This window comes from Planctomyces sp. SH-PL14, assembly GCF_001610835.1.
Taxonomy (GTDB): domain Bacteria; phylum Planctomycetota; class Planctomycetia; order Planctomycetales; family Planctomycetaceae; genus Planctomyces_A.
Genome location: NZ_CP011270.1, coordinates 8,325,780 through 8,348,672 on the forward strand (window position 1 = coordinate 8,325,780; position 22,893 = coordinate 8,348,672).

At 65.5% G+C, this 22,893-nt stretch carries 13 protein-coding genes; 7 read left to right on the forward strand and 6 right to left on the reverse strand.

Translation table 11 applies throughout. From position 1 onward, the window contains the following. Window positions 1-48: 48 nt before the first annotated feature. From purD to VT03_RS32165, 5 genes are all read right to left on the reverse strand, one after another. Entirely contained in the window at window positions 49-1,329 is a 1,281-nt protein-coding gene (gene purD / locus VT03_RS32145) for a phosphoribosylamine--glycine ligase (protein ID WP_075096791.1), read from the reverse strand. 414 nt (window positions 1,330-1,743) lie between these two features. Next, window positions 1,744-2,862 (reverse strand): hypothetical protein, encoded by a 1,119-nt coding sequence (locus VT03_RS32150; RefSeq protein WP_075096792.1) that lies wholly within the window; start codon window positions 2,860-2,862, stop codon window positions 1,744-1,746. Window positions 2,863-2,966: 104 nt separating this feature from the next. Further along, window positions 2,967-3,719 (reverse strand): metallophosphoesterase, encoded by a 753-nt coding sequence (locus VT03_RS32155; protein WP_075096793.1) that lies wholly within the window; start codon window positions 3,717-3,719, stop codon window positions 2,967-2,969. A gap of 169 nt (window positions 3,720-3,888) precedes the next feature. Continuing rightward, window positions 3,889-5,199 carry a DUF1552 domain-containing protein gene (locus VT03_RS32160; RefSeq protein ID WP_075096794.1) on the reverse strand — a complete coding sequence of 437 codons (1,311 nt, stop codon included), beginning with the start codon at window positions 5,197-5,199 and terminating at the stop codon, window positions 3,889-3,891. Between the two features lie 105 nt (window positions 5,200-5,304). Beyond that, the gene (locus VT03_RS32165) at window positions 5,305-7,563 is read right to left on the reverse strand and encodes a DUF1592 domain-containing protein (RefSeq protein WP_197489143.1); all 2,259 of its coding nucleotides are present in this window, start codon (window positions 7,561-7,563) and stop codon (window positions 5,305-5,307) included. Window positions 7,564-7,936: 373 nt separating this feature from the next. Between VT03_RS32165 and VT03_RS32170 the strand changes: the two genes are divergently transcribed. From VT03_RS32170 to VT03_RS32180, 3 genes are all read left to right on the forward strand, one after another. Further along, entirely contained in the window at window positions 7,937-8,704 is a 768-nt protein-coding gene (locus tag VT03_RS32170) for a hypothetical protein (RefSeq protein WP_075096796.1), read from the forward strand. 96 nt (window positions 8,705-8,800) lie between these two features. After that, window positions 8,801-9,349 (forward strand): hypothetical protein, encoded by a 549-nt coding sequence (locus VT03_RS32175; RefSeq protein ID WP_075096797.1) that lies wholly within the window; start codon window positions 8,801-8,803, stop codon window positions 9,347-9,349. Window positions 9,350-9,818: 469 nt separating this feature from the next. Further along, window positions 9,819-13,034 (forward strand): PVC-type heme-binding CxxCH protein, encoded by a 3,216-nt coding sequence (locus VT03_RS32180; RefSeq protein WP_082846693.1) that lies wholly within the window; start codon window positions 9,819-9,821, stop codon window positions 13,032-13,034. A gap of 127 nt (window positions 13,035-13,161) precedes the next feature. On the opposite strand, the gene VT03_RS32185 is transcribed toward VT03_RS32180, so the two are convergent. Further along, on the reverse strand, window positions 13,162-14,304 hold the full coding sequence (locus tag VT03_RS32185) for an ABC transporter permease (protein ID WP_075096798.1): 1,143 nt from the start codon (window positions 14,302-14,304) through the stop codon (window positions 13,162-13,164). Window positions 14,305-14,838: 534 nt separating this feature from the next. Between VT03_RS32185 and gatB the strand changes: the two genes are divergently transcribed. The 4 genes from gatB (at window position 14,839) to VT03_RS32205 (ending at window position 22,662) form a co-directional block, all read left to right on the forward strand. Further along, window positions 14,839-16,335 carry an Asp-tRNA(Asn)/Glu-tRNA(Gln) amidotransferase subunit GatB gene (gene gatB, locus VT03_RS32190; protein WP_082846853.1) on the forward strand — a complete coding sequence of 499 codons (1,497 nt, stop codon included), beginning with the start codon at window positions 14,839-14,841 and terminating at the stop codon, window positions 16,333-16,335. 318 nt (window positions 16,336-16,653) lie between these two features. Continuing rightward, on the forward strand, window positions 16,654-19,773 hold the full coding sequence (locus VT03_RS32195; protein WP_156514935.1) for a DUF2309 domain-containing protein: 3,120 nt from the start codon (window positions 16,654-16,656) through the stop codon (window positions 19,771-19,773). Between the two features lie 64 nt (window positions 19,774-19,837). Further along, window positions 19,838-21,220 (forward strand): proton-conducting transporter membrane subunit, encoded by a 1,383-nt coding sequence (locus VT03_RS32200; RefSeq protein WP_075096800.1) that lies wholly within the window; start codon window positions 19,838-19,840, stop codon window positions 21,218-21,220. Continuing rightward, window positions 21,217-22,662, forward strand: a complete 1,446-nt coding sequence (locus VT03_RS32205; protein WP_075096801.1) for a proton-conducting transporter membrane subunit — start codon at window positions 21,217-21,219, stop codon at window positions 22,660-22,662. Before VT03_RS32200 ends, VT03_RS32205 begins: the two co-directional genes overlap by 4 nt. Window positions 22,663-22,893 lie beyond the last annotated feature (231 nt).

Here is a 22,893-nt window from a genome sequence, read left to right on the forward strand (position 1 = left end):
GAAAATGCGAACCAAAGAGGGGCATCGCGGCCCGCCTCTTCCGCCGACTTACCGTGGGCTGCGGGCCTTGTCGGAAATGTCCTTCCGGCACCACGCCCCCTGCCAGCGGATGCATTTGACCGCTTCGTAGGCCTTCCGCTTGGCGTCGTCGAGGTCGTTCCCGATCGCCGTAACGCCAAGGACCCGGCCGCCGTCGGTAACGACCTGGTCCCCCTTGGCGGTCGTTCCGGCGTGGAACACCTTGACGTCCGGGAGCTGGGCCGCGGCGTCGAGGCCGCGGATCGCGTGTCCCTTGTCGTACTTGCCGGGATAGCCTTCAGCCGCCATGACGACGCACAGCGCCGGGCGGGGATCCCACTGCAGCGGCGGGAGGTCCTGCAGCCGGCCGTCGGCCGCGGCGGAGAGGAGCGTGAAGAGGTCGGTCTTGAGCCGCATCAGGACCGGCTGTGTTTCCGGATCGCCGAGGCGGACGTTGAATTCGAGGACCTTCGGTCCCTGCGGCGTCAGCATGATGCCCGCGTAGAGGATGCCGCGGAAATCGATGCCCATCCGCTTCAGCGTGTGGACGGTCGGAATGAGGATCTTGGTTTCGACCTCTTCCATGAGCTCCGGCGTCGCGAACGGGGCGGGAGTGTAGGCTCCCATGCCGCCGGTGTTCGGGCCCTGGTCGTTGTCCCAGGCCGCCTTGTGGTCCTGGGCGGGGGCCAGGGGGATGATCGTGCGGCCGTCGACGACTGCCAGGACGCTCACTTCCTGGCCCTGGAGGCGGTCTTCGATGACGACCCGGTCGCCGGCTGCGCCGAACTCGCGGGTGACCATGATCCGCTTGATGGCGTCGAGGGCTTCGACCTTGTTCGAGCAGACGATGACGCCCTTGCCCTGGGCCAGGCCGTCGGCTTTGACGACATGGGAGGAGTCTTCGCGTTCCTGGAGGAAGCGGATGGCGTCGTCGGCGGAGGTGAAGGTCCGGCCTTCGGCCGTGGGGATGTTTCCCTTCCGCATGACCTCTTTGAAGAAGACTTTGCTCCCTTCGAGCTGGGCGGCGGCTTTCGTCGGTCCGAAGATCCGGAGTTTTGCGGTGAGGAAGGCGTCGACGAGGCCATCGACGAGCGGCGCTTCGGGGCCGACGACGGTGAGGTCAATTTTTTCTTTACGGGCGAAGGAGACGAGGCGGGCGATGTCGGTCGCGCCGATGTCGACGTTCTGGACGTCGAGGCCCGTTCCGGCGTTGCCGGGGGCGCAGTAGACGTTCGTCACGCGAGGGGATTGCGAGAGTTTCCAGCACAGCGCGTGCTCTCGTCCGCCCTGACCAATTACGAGGACCTTCATACAGCCTGAGACTCCGGGAATGCGGCCCTGGAGTATAGCCTGGGTGGGAGCGTCACGACAGCGGCCGGAGTTGCGAAGCTCAACCTACCGGGTCCAGGGGGTCACCCCTGGTGGGGGATGCAAGGGGGCAACGCCCTCTTGCCCGCCGGAGGCCTGGCCGTCGGAAACCGTCAGAAGGAGCACGTATCCAAGCGCGGACAACGTGTCGTATGCCCCCTCACCAACACGCGGAGATTGCAAAGCCAGCGGTGTGGTACAGATGAGTCCTCATTGCTGGTACCACAAAGCGGACGGCCGTTGTTTACCACGGTTCCGCACAGAAATGCCTCCGGCGGCAAGGGGGCGTGGCCCCCTTGACCCCAGGCTGCCGTGGCACGTTGGGTTTGAGCGACCGGAGTCGTGCCGGCTAGGACTCTATTTGGCGGGGAGCGGCTTGGGATCGAACGGATAGACGTGGACGAACGGCTTGCCCCCTTCATCCAGCTTGAGAGAGAGACTCAACCGCGCCTGGTGGACCACTGTATTGACCACGAGCGCGTACGCCAGTTTCTTCGCCGGATGGCTCACCATCACCATCGCCGGATCAATCGACTTCGCGAGACACCGCGGGTAGTCGATCAGGATCGGAGTCGCCGTCCGCTCCGAACACGCCTCCAGCACGGTCTTCAGCGGGACCTGTTCAAAATCGACCTGCCCGTTCTGAAAGTACGTCGGAGCAACCAGATGCCGCGGCTTGTCCGGATCGAGCGGCCAACCGACGGGCCACGGCTCGGGGATCATCGAAAGAGGCTGAATCACCAGTTCGATCGTCCCGGAGGGAGTCCGCTCCGGCCGGAACCCGAGCCGCTGATCGGCCAGCAGAGCCGCAAGCGCCGTCCCTTTCGCCAGCCCCAGCGGATTGACGCGGAGCGGCGCCTCGCCCGCCACGGCTTCGGTAGCCGTCGTATGAATCCGGAGGGGATAAGGGATCTTCCAGTCGGCCGCGGCCAGCGCCTCCTTCAGCGTCATTCCGACGAACGCGGTCGTCGTCGGCCGGGAGAGCGTTTCAAAGATCTCGTCGAACTGGGTCTTGTCGAGCCCCCAGAGCGGCTTACCGTCGGGCGTTCCCTGGGCCCCGTAGACCCGCAGTTCGTCCAGCCACTCCTTGACCTTCTCCCGGTCCGCGGTCGTGAACTTGCGGCTGTCGAACAGGACCGTCCCCCGCGGATCGAGGCGGCCAACCACCCGGACCGTGCGGAGCGTTCCCCGGACCGATTCCGTCGTCGCGGGACGCTCGTCGCGGTTCCCCTGCCGGAGCTGTGCGGAGATCCCCAGGGTCTGGAAGAACCGGCCCCATTCCTGGACCTCGGCTCCCGCACCGACCGAGGGGATAATGACGTCGACTTCGACGATCGTCTTGAGCTGCCCCACCTCCCCCTCGCCGCCAGGAACGGCTCCAGCGGGCGGCGGAGACGAGGCGCGGGGCTGTGCGACGACGGCCGCGGCGGAGAGGGCCAGCGCCAGCACGACGACAAACGAAGTTCGAGTGGTCATGGGCATCTCGCGGGAAGGGTGGCCGAGGGAACGTCCGGGCAGAGGAGCACCGGTCCGTGCCGGCGGTAGTCCACCTGTATTGCACCCCTGATCGCGACGACGAGTCAAGATGAGTACAGAATCTCCATCTCCGGAAGCAGGACGCAGCTCAGGACGCCGTCCGCCTCCCCCCCCGAGGTGTCGATGAGGATCCGCTTTCGCGTCATCAGCACGCTGGGGACGCGGACGTGGCCGGAGACGACTGTCTGGTGGCAGTCGGCAGGGACCGTGGCAGGCTGCCCTTCGGGCCCGATCGTCAGGTTCTTGGAGCAGAGCCACTGGGGGCGGCTCAGGGTGAAATCCCGCGCCTGGAGGATCGACCGCTGCACGGAGAACGGGGAGTGCGGCTCTAGGCCCGCGTGCACGAAGAAGTACTCCGGATGGTCGACGCACCACGGGAGGTCCGACAGGTAGCGCCCGTGCTCCTCCGGAAGGGTGGCCGCCAGCCGCGAGAGATCGCCGAAGGGGACGCCGTACGATTCGAACGTCGGCCGGGCGCCGTAGTGGTCGAGCCAGCGGTGCGGCCAGGTGGAATCCGGAGTGGTCGGGACGCGCCGCACGGCGGCCGACATCGCCAGCTCATGGTTGCCGGCGATCGCGGTCGTCAGCGGGTGCTCCGCCTTGAGCTGCAGGACCAGATCGATCGCCCCCTTGGGGTCGGGCCCGCGGTCGACTAGGTCGCCGATGAAGACGATCCAGCGGCGGTCATAATCCTTGAGCCGCTTGATCTGGTCCAGGAGCCCCTGCAGCCGCCGCGTGTGTCCGTGGACGTCGCCGATGACGGCGATCGGTCCCGTGATCGAAGTCGTGAAATCCATGCGTCCTGCGGAGAGAAAGGCGGCGGGCGGAAAACGAAAGACCGGCTGCTCCCTGCAGCGCGGCCGACCGAGCGGGTCGCGGAAATCTTAGAAGCTGACCCCGTGAAACGAAACAGGGGAGGGCGCCGCGGCATCGCGACGCCCTCCCCTGCCGCTGTTTCCATCTCGCTCAGACGAGTTCGCTGAGCGGGCCCGCGCCGCAGAAGTCCGGGTTGCCGAACTTGTCGATGCGGTGGCCGAACGCGTGGGCGAACGACATAAGGAGGCGGTTGTGCGGGACCTTGTCGAACTTGAGCGACCGCCCCATCTTGAAATCGAGCCCGCCGCCGACCATGACGAACGGGATGTTGTCGAGCGTGTGCGAGTTCCCCTGGCCGAGCTCGTTCGTCCAGACGAGCGTCGTGTTGTCGAGGAGGCTTCCCACTCCACCCGGCTCCGGCGTTTCGGCCAGCCGCTGGCAGAGGTAGGCGAGCTGCTCGCAGTACCACTTGTTGATCTTGGTGAGCTTCTCCTGGACCGGCTCGTTGCTGTCCGGCTCATGGGAGAGCTCGTGGTGCCCTTCGTCGACGCCGATCCACTTCATCCGGGCGCCGCCGACGGAGTTCGTGATCTGGAACGTCGCCACACGGGCGAAGTCCGCGACGAAGCTGTTGACCATCAGGTCAATCTGCATCTTCGTCAGCTTGGGCATGTTCTCGTTCTGCTCTTCGACGCCTTTTTCGAGCTGCGGAACGGCATGGCCGACGAGGTTTGGCGTCGCCTGCATCTCCTGCTCGAACTGGCGGACGAAGGTGGTCTGCTCTTCGAGGAGGTGGCGGTCTTCGGCGCTCAGCTTCGGACGGAGCTTGGCGATGTCCGTCTGGAGGTTGTCGAGGACGCTCTTGAGGCTCTCCTGGTCCTTCATGCGGCCGTAGAGCTTGTTGAACATCTGGTACGGGTCGTCGATCGGCGAGACCGGCTTGTTGGCCCCGGCGTAGCTCATACGAGTCCAGGTGTCGGCCCGCTCGGGGACCATGACGCCGAACTCCAGCGAGCCGAACCGCGTGCGGGTGGCGGCGCTTTGCTGGAGGTAGTTCTTGATCTCCTGGTCGATCGAGATCCCGCTCGCCCAGCCGGCCGGCGTGTCCGATCCCCCCTGGATGTTCCCCGGGAAGAGCTCGGTTCCGGTCAGCAGGCAGCCCATGCCGCGCATGTGGTTGTCGCCGTCGCCGCGAACCTTGTCGCACACGCCGTGGAGGATGAGGGTCTTGCTCTTGAACGGCTCGAGCGGCGAGAGGCTTTCCTTCAGCGTGAAGTTCTCGCCCGCCTCGTCAGGCCAGAACGTCTTGGGGACGATCCCGTTGGGGCTGAACATGACGACGAGCCGCTGCTTCCGCTGAGCCTGGTTCGCGAACCCGAGGCTCGGCAGGTTTAGGAGGAACGGCAGGCTGGCGGCGCTGAGGCCAAGGTCGCGGAGGAATTCGCGGCGGGTGTGACGCATGCGGGCTCGTGTCGTCTGGGCCGGAATGGCGGGAGGGCTGGGAGTCGTCAGGCGGGACATTCGTCCCGGAGGGGTGACAGAGAAGCGACTGGCATCGCGTTTCGATCAGCCTCCGGGTGTCGCAGAATTATATGCAGGATGCTTGATGGATGACATCAGTCCGATGTCGACCAAAAGCTTCCGAATGTTGAAATTGTTCTTCTGGAAATCCGATTTCAACTGATTCCGGACCTCCGGTCCATAAGCCCGGACCGACTGCTTCACGCAATATTGAAACAGCTGGTCGACGAAGGCGGTGTGGACTTCGTCGCTGTCCGCCAGGAACTTCGCCAGTCCCGATGCTCCTTCGATGGGGACGAGGTCTCCCTTGCGGTCGCGGTAGGTCCCCTTGGCATCGATCGGCTTTCCCTGCTCCGCGTCGCGATACCGACCGACGGCGTCGAAGTGTTCGAACGAGAAACCGAGCGGGTTGATCATGGTGTGACAGCTCTGACACGCCTCGGGGCTGGTCTGGAGCGCCACCCGCTCCCGCGTGGTCAGCCCGGCGTGCAGATCTGGCGCGAGCGGTGCGACCGCCACGGGGGGCGTCCGCAGGGCCCGGCCGAGGACGCTCCGCGAGACGAAGACGCCGCGGTGGATCGGCGAGCTGGTCGCGGTGTAGGCGAAACCGGCCATCAGGTAGGGATGGGTCAGGATCCCGCCGTTGTCCTTCTCCGTCAGGACGACGGGGGCGTACTCGGCCCCTTCAGGGACCTGTGCGCCGTAGAACTTCGCCAGCCGGTCGTTCAGGTAGACCTGCTTCGTGAGGAACAACTGCCGCAGGTCGGTCGCGTCGCTGCGGAGGAACTCGTCGAGCGTCAGCTCCAGCGAATTCCGGAGGTCCGCCGCGACCTGGGCGTCGAACCCCGGATACTTCTCCTTGTCCTTCGTCAGGTCCGGGTGCTGCTCGACCTTGAGCCAGCGCATGAAGAACTCGTGCAGCTTGGCATTGGCCCGCGGATCGCGAGCCATCCGCTCCGCCTGCTGCCGCATCTGCTCGGGCTTCACGAAGTTTCCCTTGGCGACCGCTTCCCGCAGGTCGCGGTCGGGCATCGAGTCCCACATCGTGAACGAGAGCCGAGAGGCGATATCCCAGGGGTCGTTCTGCTGCTCGACTTCGCGGAACAGGAACCGGGGGGACTTCATCGCCAGCAGGACGACGCGGCGGACACCAAGCTCCGGGTCCCCCGCCTCGCCGTAGACCTGATCGATATAGAGCTGCCGCTCTTCGTCCGTCAGCGGACGGCGGAAGGCCCGCTCGGTGAATTTGGCGCAGAACTCCCGGAGCTTGGCATCGCGATCAGCGGCGTCCTTCTTGGTGGCGGAGAACTCGCCGATGTGATCGACGACATAATTCGCGGTGTCGATCGCCGCTTCGGTCGTGGCCTGGTCCCACTCGCGGGAGACCGAGGCGGCCCGCTCGTAACCCACGCTCCGGTCGTCGGGCGGGAAGGGCGTGCTGAGGATGAACGTCTCGGGGGCGTTCCCCGGCGCGAGGAACCGCGCGGCGATCGGCTCGACTTCCATTCCCGGCCGTTTCCACAGGAGCTTGATCGAAGCGGGCTTCGACTCCGGCTTTTCCTTCTGCTTGTCGGCGTCGTTGACTCCCTGCTTCGCCTTGGAGAACTCGAGACGGATCGGGTAGGTCCGGCCGCCGAGGAGGTACATCGTTTCCCGGTATTCCACGTCGTTGCCCGACTTGACCCAGGCGTCGATGATTGGCGTCCGGGTGTCGTTGATCCAGAGCCGCGCGGCGTGCTCGGTGTGGACGATCAGTTCATACGCGCCCGTTTCCGGCGGCGTGATCGTCCCGCCCCACTTGATCGAGAACTCGTAGTCTTCGATCTTCCCCTCTTCGGGGCTCTTGGTGCCGAAGTCGAAGTTGATCTGCGGGTCGACCCGCTCGATGACGCGGTTTTCCTTATTGAACCGCCGGTTCTTGAAGTACTCGCCGCTCAGCCCCTGCTTGTCTTCTCGCTTCGGGTTCCAGCGGAAGCTCTGGATCAGGTCGGCGACGACGTTGCGGTGCTGACGGACGGTGAGCCGCGACAGGTCGACGCGGGCCGGGCGGTTCCGGGCCTGGGCGATCGGCGAATAGAAGGTGTCGTAGACGAAGCGGGAGACGACGACCGCCTCCTCGCCGTTGATCGCCTCCGGTTCCCCTTCGGGCATCGTCTTGTCGATGTATTCCGTCAGTTCGGGGAGCGAACGGTCGCCGATGAGCGGATGGGCGTACTCGGTCTGGACCCCTTCCCCCTTGTCGCCGTGGCAGGAGGCGCAGTGCTGCTTGAACAGCGCGGCACCGTCAGGCGCGCTCCAGAGCAACGATGGGAGCCCGAACAGACAGAGAACGCCCCAGGCAAACGATGAGGAGAGCCGACCTGAACGAGCGCAGGGTGAGGTCATGGCGAATTGGAAGGCGGGAGTGGAACGCGGGCTGGGGCACGATCCGGGGACGGAAACGCGTCGAATCCGGACCGAGGAAGGAGGCGACCGGAGGCCGGTCGGACCAATGCCTGATTGTATCGGTCGCCGCTGATCGGAAACAGCAAATTCGGGCGAGTTTCCGTCGTTTCGCCGGTCGGGAAAGAGCGCGCGGTGCGCTCGTCCGTGTCGCACCGCGCTGATCGGGGGACCGCCGGACGCTATCGTGCGATCATCGTCGTCTTCTCGCCCCCTCTCCTGACGCTCGATTGCCGTGAACGACCGCCGCTTCTTCGTCGTCGTGGGGTTTGCCGCCGTTCTGATCATTGCGCTGCTGCTCGTCCGGGATTGGCGGGACCGAGCGGTTTTCGACAATCTTCCGAAGACGACGAGCCTCTCCGGAGCCTTTACTGCCCGGGAGGGAGTCGCCGAGGCGCGACGGATCGCGGCCCTGTGGGATCCCGCGGCGTTCCTCCAGTGCGTGCGGATCGCCTACCGCGGGGATCCGCACGGCGACGACCCCGCCATCACGTTTGAGGGGGCGCCGATTCCTCCCAGCGGCTGGATGTACCGCTTTTTCTCGCGGCCGCGCGGGCAGTTCCTCGTCCTGACGCTCACTCCGGACGGTCTTTGCGACGCGGAATCCGAGAGCGCGGTCAACTACCTCAACTCCCAGCCGCTGGCGGACAGCTTCCTCGACAGCTCGCGGGCCTTCGAGATCGCCGAGGAGTCCTTCGGTCGAGCGTTCAGGAAGGAGGGGCCGGTCGTGCGAATGTACGCGCAGGCGACGACGTGGCCCTCGAATGTCGGCGGGCCGCCGGATCCGACGCCGCATCGGTCCACCTGGCAGATTCACTATATCGCTCCGCGGCGGCTCGAGAGGCGGGTGGATCTCTACCTGATGCTCGACGCGGTGGACGGACGCGTCCTGACGGTCCAGGAGGACGAGGCCGGTCAGGTTCGCACGATTCACAACGGCTTTGCGGAACGGGAAGTTCCTAGGAGTTCCTCCGAGGCGAACGGGCATCGCGAGCGTCGTTGATTGACGCGACGCAAGTCTGCGCCTCACACTTCCCGCGATCGCCTGGGGCGATCACGGCGCTGGTCACATCCTTCAAGGGGCTGCGTTGGGGGCCATATGAATCCGCGAGCGGAAGTCAACATCCTGCGCGCCGGTGAGTTCTACATCTACTGTCTCTGGATTCAGGGACAGATGACGGACCTGATCTCGTTCAAGGTTTACCCTGACCTCGTCGAGCCGTACCTGGACCGGCCGGACCGCGTCCCGCCGGCGCTTGTGAGTCACCGCGCCCGATACGCGCAGCTCGATTTCACGACGGTGCGGAAGGAGTTTGTCGCCCTGTTCGAAAAGGACCTGGTCGGGCGCGACCTGGGTGACCTGGAGGCGATCGGCTACCTGCGGAACGTCATCAGCCACTCCCAGGTCTCGCTGGCCCGCGAATACTTCCTCTACCGTCCGGTCGCGGGGGACGAGCATGAGACACGGGTGATGCGCGACCTCGGCCTGGGACGGATCGGCGATCCGCTCGATCCGCAGACGCTCATGCTGCGGTTCTTCGACGACGAGAGTTATCTCTCGACGTTCAGCCGGATCAACCGGCTCGACAAGGTCTGCTTTCAGAAGATTGCGGCCAAGCTGGGTGTGCCGCATGTGCGGATTCGCTGAGCGCACGCGCCAAACTGGGCAACCACCGAGCTTTCCACCGGGGTCCAGGGGGAACCCCTGGTGGGGGATGCAAGGGGGCAACGCCCTCTTGCCCGCCGGAGGCCCTCTCGTCGAGGGATGTCTGAAGCGCGCCATGTCCAAGCGCGGACACCGTGTCGTATGCCCCTCACCTGATCCGCGGGGATTGCAAAGCCAGCTGTGTGGTTTGGGTGAGTCGTCACCGCTGGTTCCACAAAGGGGACATCCGTTGTGCCCCACGGTTCCGCGACGAAAATGCCTTCGGCGGCAAGGGGGTGAGACCCCCTTGACCCCAGGCTGCCGTCGCACGATGGGTTTGAGGGGGCACAGTCGTGCCGGCAAGGACATCGCCCAGGCCGGCGGGACAACGGCAGGCTGGAAGGTTTGCAGTGGCGCGCTTACCCTGCCGGTGCGCCGCATCGAAAATCGTTGATCTGTTCAAGGTGTTTGCATGGCGTTTCGCGGCCTGATCCTCCTGGCCCTCGTGATTACGTGCTCGTCCCTCCGCTGGGGCGGCTTCGCATCGGCCCTCCTTGCGCAGAACCCGGCCAGCCCGCCTCCTGCGGAGAAGAAGAGCGGCCGCGACGTCTACAAGGATGACCTCGCCGGCAACGACGAGGTTGAAAAGGTCATCCGGGAGTTCGCCGGCAAGGGAGCGGTCGGCGACGACAGCCAGCCGACCGCCGCTCCAGAGGCGCTGAAGCAGTTCCAGATGGCCGACGGCCTGAAGATGGAACTCGTCGCGGCCGAGCCCGACGTCATGCAGCCGCTCTATATGTCGTTCGACCCGCGGGGGCGGATGTGGGTCGTGCAGTACCTGCAGTATCCATTTCCCGCCGGCCTCAAGGTGGTCAAGTACGACCAGTATCTGCGGGCGGTCTTCGACAAGGTCCCCCCCGCTCCGCCGCATCACTTTCCCGGCAAGGACAAGGTGACGGTCTTTGAAGACACCGATGGCGACGGCCAGTACGACAAGCACAAGGACGTGGTCACCGGGCTCAACATCGTCTCCTCCGCTCTTGCCGGCCAGGGGGGCTTCTGGGTTCTCAACCCGCCTTACCTCCTCTTCTATCCCGATGCCGACGGCGACGACGTTCCGGACGGCGATCCGCAAGTGCACCTCTCCGGCTTCGGACTTGAGGACACGCATTCGGTGGCGAACAGCATGTGCTGGGGGCCGGACGGGTGGCTGTACGGCGCCAACGGCAGCACGACGACCGCCACGATCAACTCGGCCGTCACCAAGGGGGTGCGGTTCCTGGGCCAGTGCATCTGGCGGTATCACCCGACGAGCCAGGTCTTCGAAATCTTCGCCGAAGGGGGCGGGAACACGTTCAGCCTGGAGATGGACTCCAAGGGGCGGGTCTTCTCCGGAACGAACGGCGGCAGCACGCGGGGGATGTTCTATCCGCAGGGGAGCTACGGCGTGAAAGGCTGGGCCAAACACGGCCCGCTCACCAATCCGTTCGCCTTCGGCTACTTCGAGCACATGAAGCACGAAGGGGACGGCGACCGCTTCCCACAGACGTTCTCGATCTACGAGGCGGACAACCTGCCCGAGAAGTACCGCGGCCACATCGTTTCGGCCAATGCGCTGCACAACCGGGTCTGGGCCAGCGAGCGGATTCCGGACACGTCGACGTACCGCACGAAGGACTTCCCGCCGATCGTCACGACGCCGGACCGCTGGTTCCGGCCAGTCGATATCAAGCTCGGTCCGGACGGCGCGGTCTACCTCGCGGACTGGTACGACACCCGCCTTTCGCACGTCGACCCGCGGGACAACTGGCACAAGGGGAGCGGTCGCATCTATCGCATCCAGGGGACGGAGAAAGCGTCCAGGGGCGAAAAGCCGTTCACCGCGGTCAACATGGAGACGCTTACGGACGCGGAGCTGATCGCCCTGTTCGACAATCCGAACCGCTGGGTTCGGATGACGTCGGTCCGCGTTCTCGGATGGCGGCTCGCGGCGAAGAAGAGCGAGACCGAAGAGGCGACGGTCGCGAAGCTGATGTCGCTCGTCGACGGCAAGGACGGCCCGGCTCTCGAGGCCCTGTGGGCGCTGAATCTGGCGGGCCGCTTTGACCTCGCTCTTGCCGGGAAGCTCCTGAGCCATCCGGATGAACACGTCCGCCGGTGGACGGTCCGGCTGCTGGGAGATGCCCGGAAGCTCGATGACGCGCTCGCGAGGCAGCTCGTCAGCCTCGCCAAGACGGAGCCGTACGTGCAGGTCCGCGGTCAGCTCGCCTCCTCGGCGAAGCGTTTCGAGACGGCTTACGCCCTGCCGATCGTGCGGGAATTGCTCCAGCGCGATGAAGACCGGACCGACCTGCACCAGCCGCTCCTGCTGTGGTGGGCGGTCGAAGGGCACTGCGGGCATCCGGATCAGATGCTGGCGTTTTTCCAGGATCCGGAGGTCTGGAAGATTCCGCTCGTCGAAGAAGTCGTCCTCGAGCGGCTGATGCAGCGATACGCCCTGGCGGACGTCAGCGAGACGCCGGGCGGGGAGCTTGCTCCGGATGCCGGCTCGGGACTCGCCAACTGTGCACGGCTGCTCGCCCTGGCTCCGACGCCGGCGCGCCGGAAGAAGCTGATCGCCGGTTTTCTGGAGGCCTACCAGGGTCGGAAGATCGACGGACTCCCGAGTGAGCTGGTGAAGGCGATCGAGGAATACCAGTCGTCACAGGGGAAGAGCGACCTGGCGCTCGGGCTGCGGCTTGGGAAGGTGGAAGCCATCGACGAGGCGCTCAAGCTGGTGGCGAACGAGAAGGCCGACCGGCCGACGCGGCTGGCGGTCATCGACGTCATCGGCCAGACGAAGCCGGCCAAGGCGGTCGGTCCGCTGATCGCGCTCCTCGGCTCGCCGGCGGTCTCCGTCAAGCGGGCGGCCCTGATGGCCCTCATGAACTTCGACGATCCCGCGATCGGGACGCAGATCTGCACCCGCTATCACTCGCAGCTTCCGGATCAACAGGACTTGCACTCGGTGGCGCATCGCGTCCTCGCCAGCCGTCCCGCCTGGACGAAGGCGCTCCTCAAGGAGGTGAGCGAGTGGCGGATCAAGTCGAACACGATCGCCATGGATGTCGTCCAGCAGATGCGGCTCCACCAGGACGCGGAGATCCAGAAGTTGCTCGACAAGCACTGGGGCCGCACCCGCGCCTCCTCCGAAGAGAAGAAGGCCCAGATGGCCCGGCTCCGCGGGCTCATCACGAAGCAGCGTTCGCAGACGGCCGCGTCGGGTGTCTCCGTGGACGCCTTCGGCCGCGGCCGCGACGTCTTCAAGAAGAACTGTGCGACGTGCCACACCCTCTTCGGCGAAGGAGGCCAGACCGGCCCGAACCTCACCGGCTATGAGCGGGACAACATCGACTTCCTGCTGCTGGCGGTCGTCGATCCCTCGGCCGCGATCCGCGAGGAGTTCACGCAGTTCCTCGTCGTCACGACCGACGGCCGCGTCCTGAACGGACTCGTAGACAAGCAGGACGCCCGGACCGTCACGCTCCGCGGGGCCAACAACCAGACGACGCTGCTGAACCGGGACGACATCGAGGAGCTCAAGGCGACCGAGACCTCCATCATGCCCGACGGCCTGATGGACAAGCTCACCGACGCCGAGATCCTCGACCTGCTCACCTTCGTGATGACGAAGGCGCCGCCGAAGTAGTGGGCGGGTTGTTAAACACCAAGGCACCAAGGAGGCACGAAGAGCACCAAGGGCTGATGCTGCGGACAGAGTCCTTGGTGTTCTTGGTGAAGTCTTTGTGTCTTGGTGTTTAGCTCTTCGGCAGGCGTTACTTGAACACGACTGCCGGTTCGAGGAACAGGACCTTCCGGAGGCTCAGCAGCGCGGCGACGATCACGATCGCCGTCACGGCCCCCGCGGAGATGGCGGCGATCTGCCAGGGGATGTACATCCCCCGCAGGTCGGCCTGCCCGGAGCGTTCCATGAACTCGAAGAACGCCGCGGCCATCCCCATCCCCAGGCTGAAGCCCATCAGGCCGACCATTGTGGCCTGAAACAGGACCATTCCGATCAGGCGGGTGTTGGTGACCCCCATCGCCTTCAGGCTCCCGAACTGTTTCAGGTTCTCGAGCGTGAAGAGGTAGAACGTCTGTCCGGCGATCGCCGCCCCAACGATGAAGCCGAGGGCGACCGTGATCCCGAAGTTGACCGGGATCCCGGTGTTGTCGAGGAAGTACTGAATGTTCTTCCAGAAGAAGTCGTCCCAGGTGTTGGCCTGCATCTTGGTCTGCTCGGAGATCCGCGCCGCGACGGTCCGGGGATCCTGGCCCGGCGCGACTTTGACCAGCACGAACGACAGCTGGTTCCGCTCCGGAGGTGAGTACTTGAGGGCCTGGCTGTAGCGGGTGTAGATCACGGGGAAGGTCTGGAACGGCGGGGTGACCTTGCAGGTCCCGACAACGATTGCCCGGCGGTCGTTCATGTCGAGCGTCCGGCCGAGGTCCGTCCCTTCCCCCGGGAAGAGGGTCTTGTAGCCGTCGTTGTCGACGATGATCGCGTCGGGCCGGCGGAGGTCGGCGTGCGAGCCTTCGAGCATTTCGGTCGGGGCGCCGATGAAGGTCGTGTCGTCGACGCCGACGAGGATTGCCTGTCGGAAGAGGCCGCTGGCGGTTTTGACCCGGACGAGGCCTTTGAAGAGGCGGACGGCCCATTCCACGCCGGGGACTCCGCGGACTTGGTAGAGCCGGTTGTCCGGCATGGGGCGGATGTCGTCGATGTTCTGTTGCTTGAGGTCCATCACCCAGATGTCGGCGGTCGAGATGTCGATGATCTGGCTCGACGTCCGCCGCATCAGGCCGACGAAGAGTGAGGCCTGCTGGGCGATCAAGAGGGTGCCGAAGGCGACGCCGAAGACGATCCCGAGGTATTTGGCGCGGTCGCCGGTCAACATTTTCCAAGCGAGCCAACCCATCGACGGGACCGATCGTGTGAGAATCCGGGCTGCGATATCGCGGCAGGATTCTACACAGTTAGCGAGCGAAGAAAATGAGATGGAATCGCCACTGGCCAGCCGGGGTCCAGGGGGTACCCCCTGGTGGGGGATGCAAGGGGGCAACGCCCCTTTGCCCGCCGGAGGCCTGGCCGTCGAGAGATGTCTGAAGGAGTGAGTGTCCAATCGCGAACACCATGTCGTATGCCCCCTCGCCAACTCGCGGGGATTGCACAGCGAGCGGTGTAGATGGAGGGAGTCCTCAACGCGGGTACCACAAAAGGAACGTCCGTTGCCTACTACGGTTCCTCATGGAAGTGCCTCCGGCGGCAAGGGGGTGAGACCCCCTTGACCCCAGCGGCCGTGGAACATTGGGTTTGAGCTATGGGAGTCGTGCCGGCAAGGAAACGGTTCGAACCGGATACTCTGGCACTGCCGACGCGGAATCGCGACAGTCTGCAGCTTGCCGAGCGGGGCGGGATGCCCCGCCCTGCGTTCCCCGTGTTTGAGTTCGAAATGACTGTCACCACCGTGGTTGGGCTGGAAGTTCACGTCCAGCTTCAGACCCGCACGAAGATCTTCTGCGGCTGCCCGAACCGGTTCAATCCGGATCAGCCCAACACCCAGACCTGCCCCGTCTGCCTCGGTCTGCCAGGGTCGCTGCCGGTCCTGAACGAAGAGGCGTTCCGGCTCTCGCTCATCACGGCGCTGGCTCTCAACTGCGAAATCGCGCGGTTCACCAAGTGGGACCGCAAGCAGTACTACTACCCCGATCTCCCCAAGGGCTACCAGATCAGCCAGTTCGATCTTCCGTTCAGCCGCAACGGCTGGCTGGAAGCAACCGGCGCCGGCGGCGAAGCGACCAAGGTCCGGATTCTCCGGGCGCACCTTGAAGAGGACGCCGGCAAGAACATCCACGACGAGACCGGTCGCGGCGCGGATAGCCGCGTCGACCTGAACCGCGCCGGGACGCCGCTTCTCGAAATCGTCAGCGAGCCGGACATCCGCTCGGCCGCCGAAGCGAAGTCGTACCTCGAAGAGATGCACCTGCTCCTCACGTTCCTGGGGGTCTCCGACTGCAACATGCAGGAGGGGAGCCTGCGGTGCGACGCGAACGTCAACCTCTGGATCGAAGGTCCCGACGGGAAGCGCATCGCGACCCCGATCGTCGAGATCAAGAACCTCAACTCCTTCCGCGGCGTCGAGGCGGCGATCGAGTACGAGGCGGCGCGGCAGCTCCGCGAATACGAGAAGACCGGCCGCAAGCTCGGGGATCCCGGCGTCTTCAAGCAGACCTACGGCTGGGACCAGGACCGGGGCGTCACGTTCATCCAGCGGGAAAAGGAAGAGGCGGCCGACTACCGCTACTTCCCCGACCCGGACCTCGTGCCGGTCGTCGTCACTGAAGCCGAGATCGAGGCCATCCGCAGCTCGCTCCGTGAGGCGCCGGCGGCCCGCCGCAAGCGGTTCCAGGCCGAATACGGACTCTCTGCCTACGACTCGTCGGTCCTCATCAACCAGGGTGAGGAATCCGCTGCGTACTTTGAAACGGTCGCCCGGGCGTGCGGTGATGGAAAGCAGGCCGCGAACTGGTTCACCCAGGACATCCTCCGCGAGATCAAGGAGCGGAGCTGGTCGATCGGCGAGTTTCCGATTCCCGCCCCCGTCCTCGGCGATCTGCTGAAGCGGATCGTCCAGGGAGAACTGATGGTCAAGGGGGGCCGGGAAGTCTTCAGCAGCCTGCTCGCGGAGGCGGACGAGGACATCGTTCCGACGACTGCCCGTGTTGCGGCCATCATCGACGAGAAGGGGCTCCGCGTCGTCCGCGACACCGGGGCCCTCGATGTCGCGATTCAGGCCGCCTTCGCCGACAGCCCGAAGGCCGTCGAAGACTTTCGCGCCGGGAAACAGCAGGCGCTCGGTGCCGTGATCGGCAAAGTCTTGAAGCAGATCAAGGGGGCCGATGCAAAGGCCGTCCGCGAACGGGTGATCGAACTGCTCAGCGCGAATTGAAGGGCGCGGGCCGATGCGTGTTGCCCGAGGCGGGGGCAACGCCGGGTCGGCCAGTCGTGGTGTCCTTCTCCGCTCGAACCACGCGCTTGCCGGCACGACTCCCGCCACCTCAAACCCATCGTGCGACGGCCCCCCGGTGCAGCGGGACGCTGCCGCCGGGCATTGCCAAGACGTAATGTCTTCGTCTTGCTGGGGCCTGCGAAGGTAACGCAAACTTAAGAAAACCGTCCGCGCACTCGTCACTTTGAGTCGCACCCGCTTTCCGGACCTCGCATCGCGTCCGGCGGCTCCCACCTCGATCACCTTTCGGTTCCCCCCGTGATCCAACCCGTTTCCGGCCTGCCGGTCGACGACGCTGGAACTGCTCCGCCGGACGCGCACGCACTCGGCGAAATGATCGCCCGGGCGGCGGAACTCCTGCCGATCCACGGGCCGATCAGCGCGTTTGTGTTCCTCAACGCCCTCCAGGGCCTCGAACACCTGCCGTTTCACGACGCGCTGAAAGAAGGACGCCGGCTGTACGGAAGCGAGCCGTACCTGTCGGAAGACGCCTACCGCGAGAAGATGTCGCACGGCCGGATCTGCCGGGAGGACCTGGCGGATGTGCTGCGATTCGACCTGGGGACATCGGGCGAGGAGGTCGTCGCGGGACTTTCGAAGCGGCACGATCTGCGGATGGGGATGCTCGAACATCCCGTGCGGACCGGCCCCCCAGAAGAGATCGAGTGGTTCGTGGCCGAGACCGACGCCCTGCAGCAGATGCGGAGGGAGGCGTCGGAGGACGCGCGGCTGCGGATCATCGACGAGACCCGCAAGTGGTTTATGCGGAGCCTTTCGGAGCGGTCCACCCCGGCGGGACAACCACTGACCGGCAAGGACGATCTCATCGAGGACCTCCGCGCCCGCTATGCCTCGATTCCGGTCGACAGCTGGTCCCCGGCGACCTGGGAAGCGGTGTCGCTCCAGTCGCTGTGGCGAGTCTGTTACAACGCGATCCTCAATGTCGAGGCGGGCCGGGCTGAGAACGGGAACGGCCTCTGCCGGCCGCGGGACCTGCTCCTGACCGCCTTGACGGACGACAGCGACCAGCTCGTCCACCAGCAGTTCATCCCCTTCTGCTCGGCGTTCATCGACCAGGGGTTCGCCTCGCAGCCCCTGCCGGACCGAGAGCTGGGGTTCTGGACCTGTTTCTCGCGGCTCTACCGAGACACCGCCACCTGCCCGCAAGGCTGGCTCGTCCCGCTGGGCGAAGAGCTGAAGCGTCTGGAAGGCTCCGGTCTTTCTCCGCTGGAGATCATCCGGGACTCCGTCGAGCGGATGGGGGTTCCCCCGCAGTATGTGGAGGATTTCCTCAAGCGGACCCTGCTCGCCTTCCGCGGCTTCGGCGGGATGATCTGGCAGATGGAGGTCCGGAGCGACCGCGTACGGCGTCCCGTGCCGACAGGCACGCTAATCGAGTTCCTCGCAGTGCGGCTCGTGCTCGACCGCCTCGCCTGCCAGTGGATCGCTCGGACAGCCCTCGGCTATGAGAGGCCCCTCGCCGATCTGCCGGACTGGATGGAACGGAATCACGTCAGCGCCGGCAAGGCGAAGCAGCCGCGGCACATCGTTCAACGGGCGTTCGAGGTCTTTCAGCTCGCCCAAGTCCTTGGCTGGTCAGTTCCACAGCTCGAGGGACTGACTCCCGACCAGTGGACGGAGCTGACGCAGGAGATCGAATCCTTCTGCGCGCTGGAGCGCCGGAGGATCTTTCACGTCGGTTTCGAGCGGCGATTTCGCGTACAGGCGCTCGATGCGATCGCCGCTCATCGTCAACACCCGGTCCGCCGCGTCCCCCGGCCGAAGTTTCAGTCGGTGTACTGCATCGACACGCGGGAGGAGTCGTTCCGGCGGCATCTCGAAACCGTCGAGCCGCACGCCGAGACGTTTTCGGCCGCCGGGTTCTTCGGGGTCCCGATCTACTTCAAGGGGGTGGCGGACGCCCACTTCTCGACTCTCTGCCCGATCGTGGCCCGGCCGAAGCACTGGGTGACGGAAGAGGTGGTCTACTCGCTCGATGACGAGAACCGGCGGCGGGCGCGGACCCGTCAGCTTCTCGGGCAGGCGACACGGTCGGTCCACCTCGGGAGCCGGCGGGTGGCCGGCGGAGCGCTGCTGGCGGCTGGCTTCGGGTTCCTGGCGACTGCGCCGCTCATCGCGCGGGTCCTGGCGCCGCGGCTGACGGCGAAGATCCGCCGCCGCGCGGCGCGGTTCATCGAGCCCCCTCCGGTGACGAAGCTCCGGCTGGAGCGGACGGCGGCGGAACCTGGTCCGACCCCTGAGGGGATCGGCTTCACCGTCGGTGAGATGGCCGATTTCGCCGAGCGGCTCCTGAGGGATATCGGGCTGACGTCCGGCTTCGCGCGGCTGATCTTCCTGTTGGGGCACGGCTCGTTCTGCATGAACAATCCGCACAAGTCGGCGTACGACTGCGGGGCCTGCTGCGGCATGGGGGGCCCGAACGCCCGGGCCATCGCGGCGTTCCTCAACGATCCGCGGGTCCGGTCGATCCTCGCCTCGCGGGGGCTGGCCCTTCCGTCCGACACGTTCTTCATGGGGGGGATGCACAACACCGGGAACGACAGCATCGTTTACTTCGATATCGATTCGCTGCCGTCGTCCCACATCCCGGACTTCGAGGCGGCCCGAAACGCCCTGATGGAGACCTGTAAGCGGAATGCCCACGAACGCTGCCGGCGGTTTCAGTCGGCGGCGGTCGACCTGACGCCGGAGGAGGCCAAGGCCCACGTCGAGGAGCGGTGCGAGGACCTGGCACAGGTCCGTCCCGAGTTCGGCAACGCCACAAACGCCATGTGCTTCGTCGGCCGCCGCGGGCGGACCCGCGGACTGTACCTGGACCGGCGATGCTTCCTGCAGTCCTACGACCCCCTCCAGGACGACGAAGAGGGGACGATCCTGGGACGGATTCTCGCCGCAGTGGTTCCCGTGTGCGAGGGGATCAACCTCATGTACTACTTCTCGAGCGTCGACTCCCAGGGATGGGCCTGCGGCAGCAAGCTGCCGCACAACCTCGTCTCACTGATGGGGGTCATGGACGGCGCGGCGAGCGACCTGCGGCCGGGGCTCCCCTGGCAGGGGGTCGAGATCCACGAGCCAATCCGCCTGCTGTTCATCATCGAGTCGACTCCCGAGATCCTCCGCAAGATCATGAGCCGCAACGAAACGGTTCGCCGGATCATCGAGAACCGCTGGGTGCAGCTCTCGTTGATCGATCCGCAGACGTCCGAGATCTGCGTCTATCGGCGGGGGGAGTTCATCCCCTACGTCCCGGACGTCGCGGAGCTGCCGCGCGTGAGCAACTCCATCGACTGGTATCGGGGCCAGCGGGACCACCTCAAGTTTGCCCAGGTGGACGACGCCCTGACGCCCGACTCGTGACGCTCCGGCCCGCGTCCCTGTCTTCCGCCGTTGGCCCTGCTGATCCCCCTTCCCTTCCCCCTTCATGAATCCGTCTCACCTTTTTGGTCTGGTCATCATCGCGGCTCCCCTCGTCATGCTGGCGATTCTGGGGATCAGCGCGGTGCTGCTGAAGCGGCCGCTGACCGAGACGGCGATCGGGCGGATCGTCCAGATTGGCATCATCACCGGATTCCTGGCGTCGCTGGGGATGCTGGCCTACATGCTGGTGACCGGGACGCGGCACGTCCCGCTGTATCTGGGTGACTGGGTCCATGTGCATTCCGGGTTCGGTTCGGACTATCACTTCTCGATCAAGTTCCTGTTCGACCGGCTGTCGATCCCGTTCGTGATCCTGACTTTCGTGATCTGCGGCACCGTGGGGGCATTCGCGAACAGGTACATGCACCGCGAGCCGGGGTTCGGGCGGTTCTTCTTTCTCTACGCGATGTTCGTGGCGGGGATGATCATCACCGCCACATCGGGAACGATCGAGACGCTGTTCACCGGCTGGGAGCTGGTGGGGCTCTCCTCCGCTCTGCTGGTCGCCTTCTTTCACGAGCGGGTCATGCCCTGCCGGAACGGGCTGCGGGTCTGGACGGTGTACCGCTTCGCCGACGCGGCGCTCCTGCTGGCGTCGGTCGTCCTGCACCATCTGCATGGACATGGTGACTTCGACCAGTTCCTGAGCGAGCTCCCCTGGCCGGCCGGCGTGACCGCCCTGCCGCCGAACTGGATCCTCCTTGTCGGCGGGCTGCTGCTCATCGCCGCGGCGGGCAAGAGCGCCCTGCTGCCGTTTTCCGGCTGGCTTCCGCGGGCGATGGAAGGTCCGACTCCCTCCAGTGCGGTGTTTTACGGGGCGTTGTCGGTCCATCTCGGGGCGTTCCTGCTGCTCCGCATGAGCCCGCTCCTCGATCAGTCTCCGCTGCTGTGCGTCCTGATCGTCCTGCTGGGGCTGCTGACGGCGGCCTTCGGGGCCTTCGCCGGACGAGTGCAGACCGACGTCAAGTCCGCCCTGTCGTTCGCGGCCCTGACGCAGGTGGGGCTGATCGTTGCCGAGATCGGTGTTGGCCTGCGGTACATCGCGCTGATTCACATCATCGGCCATGCGTGCCTGCGGACGCTCCAGTTCATCCGGGCTCCTTCGATGTTGTATGACCTGCGGAACATCGAGAACGCCCTCGGCCAGCGGCTGGCGGCGGAGCACAGCGAGGCCGCGCCGACGAAGGCGCCCGCCTGGGTCTATCGCCTGGCCCTGGAACGCGGATACATGGATGCCCTGCTGGACGCCTGCATTGCCGGACCGTTCGTCCGGTTCTTCTCCGCGTGTCAGGCCCTCGAAACGCGGTGGACGAAGTGGCTCGCCGGCCCGGACGCCGGGGCGCCCAGCTGTCCGACCTCGAACGCCCCCCTGGAAGATCTGTTGTGAGTGAACTGCATCTCCCCTGGCTCGAGCTGGCGGTCCTGATCCCGCTTCTGGGATCGGCGGTCCTGTCGCGGATGCGGGACTCGCAGCGGGCCCGCAATGCCGCGCTGCTGTTCAGCGGACTGGCGCTGGTGTGTGCCGCGGGGGAGTTCGTCGACTTCACGGTGATGCACGCCACCCAGGCGGATGACCACTTCCACCTGCTGACGTTCCTGTTCGGCCGGCCGTTCCTTGTGATCGACCAGCTCAGCGCGCCGCTCCTGCCGCTGACGGCGATGATCTTCTTCATGGTCGTGGCGACGACGTCGTCCACGAAGCTCAGGCGGTTCTCGTTTCCGCTGGCGCTGCTGGAAGAGGCGATCACGCTGGCGATGCTGAGCTGCAAGGAGCCGTGGGGGGTGATCGTCCTGCTCGGGCTGGCGGCGGTTCCGCCGTACCTCGATCTGCGGGCCCGCGGCAAGCCGACACGGGTCTTCGCCATTCATATGGCAGCGTTCATGCTGTTCATGGTGCTGGGGTGGAGCTTCGTCGAGAGCGAAGGGGGGCAGCATCATGCCCATTCGCTGATCGCTGTCATTCCGCTGCTGATCGCCGTCTGTATCCGGAGCGGGATCGTTCCGTTCCACGCCTGGCTGCCGGACCTGTGCGAGAACGCGTCGTTCGGGACGGCTCTGCTGTTCCTGACACCGCTAACCGACGGGTATGCGGCGGTCAGGCTCCTGATGGCGACGTCGCCGTCGTGGGTGCTGAAGAGCATCGGCACGCTGTCGCTGATCACGGCTGTCTATACGGCCGGGATGGCGCTGATCCAGAAGGATGCGCGGCGGTTTTTTGCGTACCTGTTCATCAGCCACTCTTCGCTGGTGCTCGTCGGGCTGGAAGTCGTAACGCCGACGGCGCTGACGGGGGCGCTCAGCGTGTGGCTCTCTTCCGCGCTGGCGATGACGGGCTTCGGGTTGGCGATCCGGGCCGTGGAGGCTCGCCGCGGACGGGTGGACCTGAGCCGTTACCTGGGGCTTTACAGCTACACGCCCGCGTTGGCGGGGCTGTTCATGGTGACGGGGCTGGCGAGCGTCGGCTTTCCGGGGACGATCGGGTTCATCGGGTCGGAGATGATCGTCGACGGGGTGGTGGTGACGTATCCCTACATCGGGGCGGTCGTGACGATCGCGGCCGCGCTGAACGGGATCGCGGTGGTGAAGGCGTATTTCTCAATCTTTACCGGGTGTGTCCATAAGGCGTCTGTTCCGCTCGAGATCCGCGGGCGGGAGCGGTTTGCGGTGTTGACGTTGGCGTCGATCATTTTCGTTGGGGGTCTGTTTCCGCAGGCGAATGTTCTGTCGCGGCATCATGCCAGCGAGGAATTGCTGAAGGAGCGGAATGTCGATCTTCACGAGACGATTGGCGGGGGTGAAGCGGCGCACGGTGCGGAGGCGACCCATTAGTCGTTCTTGCCGGCACGACGTTGCTCGCTCAAACCCAATGTGCGACGGCCGCTGGGGTCAAGGGGGTCTCCCCCTTGCCGCCGGAGGCATTTTCGATGAGGAACCGTGGTAAACGACGGATGTCCCCTTTGTGGCACCGGTATTGAGGACTCCCTCACCCGATGCCGCTCGCTTTGCAATCCCCGCGGGTTCGGTGAGGGGGCATACGGCACGTCCTCCGCGCTTGAACAC

Coding starts and splice junctions, on each gene's coding strand:
- purD (WP_075096791.1), bottom strand. CDS start 1,329: ATGAAGGTCCTCGTAATTGGTCAGGGCGGACGAGAGCACGCGCTGTGC.
- VT03_RS32150 (WP_075096792.1), bottom strand. CDS start 2,862: ATGACCACTCGAACTTCGTTTGTCGTCGTGCTGGCGCTGGCCCTCTCC.
- VT03_RS32155 (WP_075096793.1), bottom strand. CDS start 3,719: ATGGATTTCACGACTTCGATCACGGGACCGATCGCCGTCATCGGCGAC.
- VT03_RS32160 (WP_075096794.1), bottom strand. CDS start 5,199: ATGCGTCACACCCGCCGCGAATTCCTCCGCGACCTTGGCCTCAGCGCC.
- VT03_RS32175 (WP_075096797.1), top strand. CDS start 8,801: ATGAATCCGCGAGCGGAAGTCAACATCCTGCGCGCCGGTGAGTTCTAC.
- VT03_RS32180 (WP_082846693.1), top strand. CDS start 9,819: ATGGCGTTTCGCGGCCTGATCCTCCTGGCCCTCGTGATTACGTGCTCG.
- VT03_RS32185 (WP_075096798.1), bottom strand. CDS start 14,304: ATGGGTTGGCTCGCTTGGAAAATGTTGACCGGCGACCGCGCCAAATAC.
- gatB (WP_082846853.1), top strand. CDS start 14,839: ATGACTGTCACCACCGTGGTTGGGCTGGAAGTTCACGTCCAGCTTCAG.
- VT03_RS32200 (WP_075096800.1), top strand. CDS start 19,838: ATGAATCCGTCTCACCTTTTTGGTCTGGTCATCATCGCGGCTCCCCTC.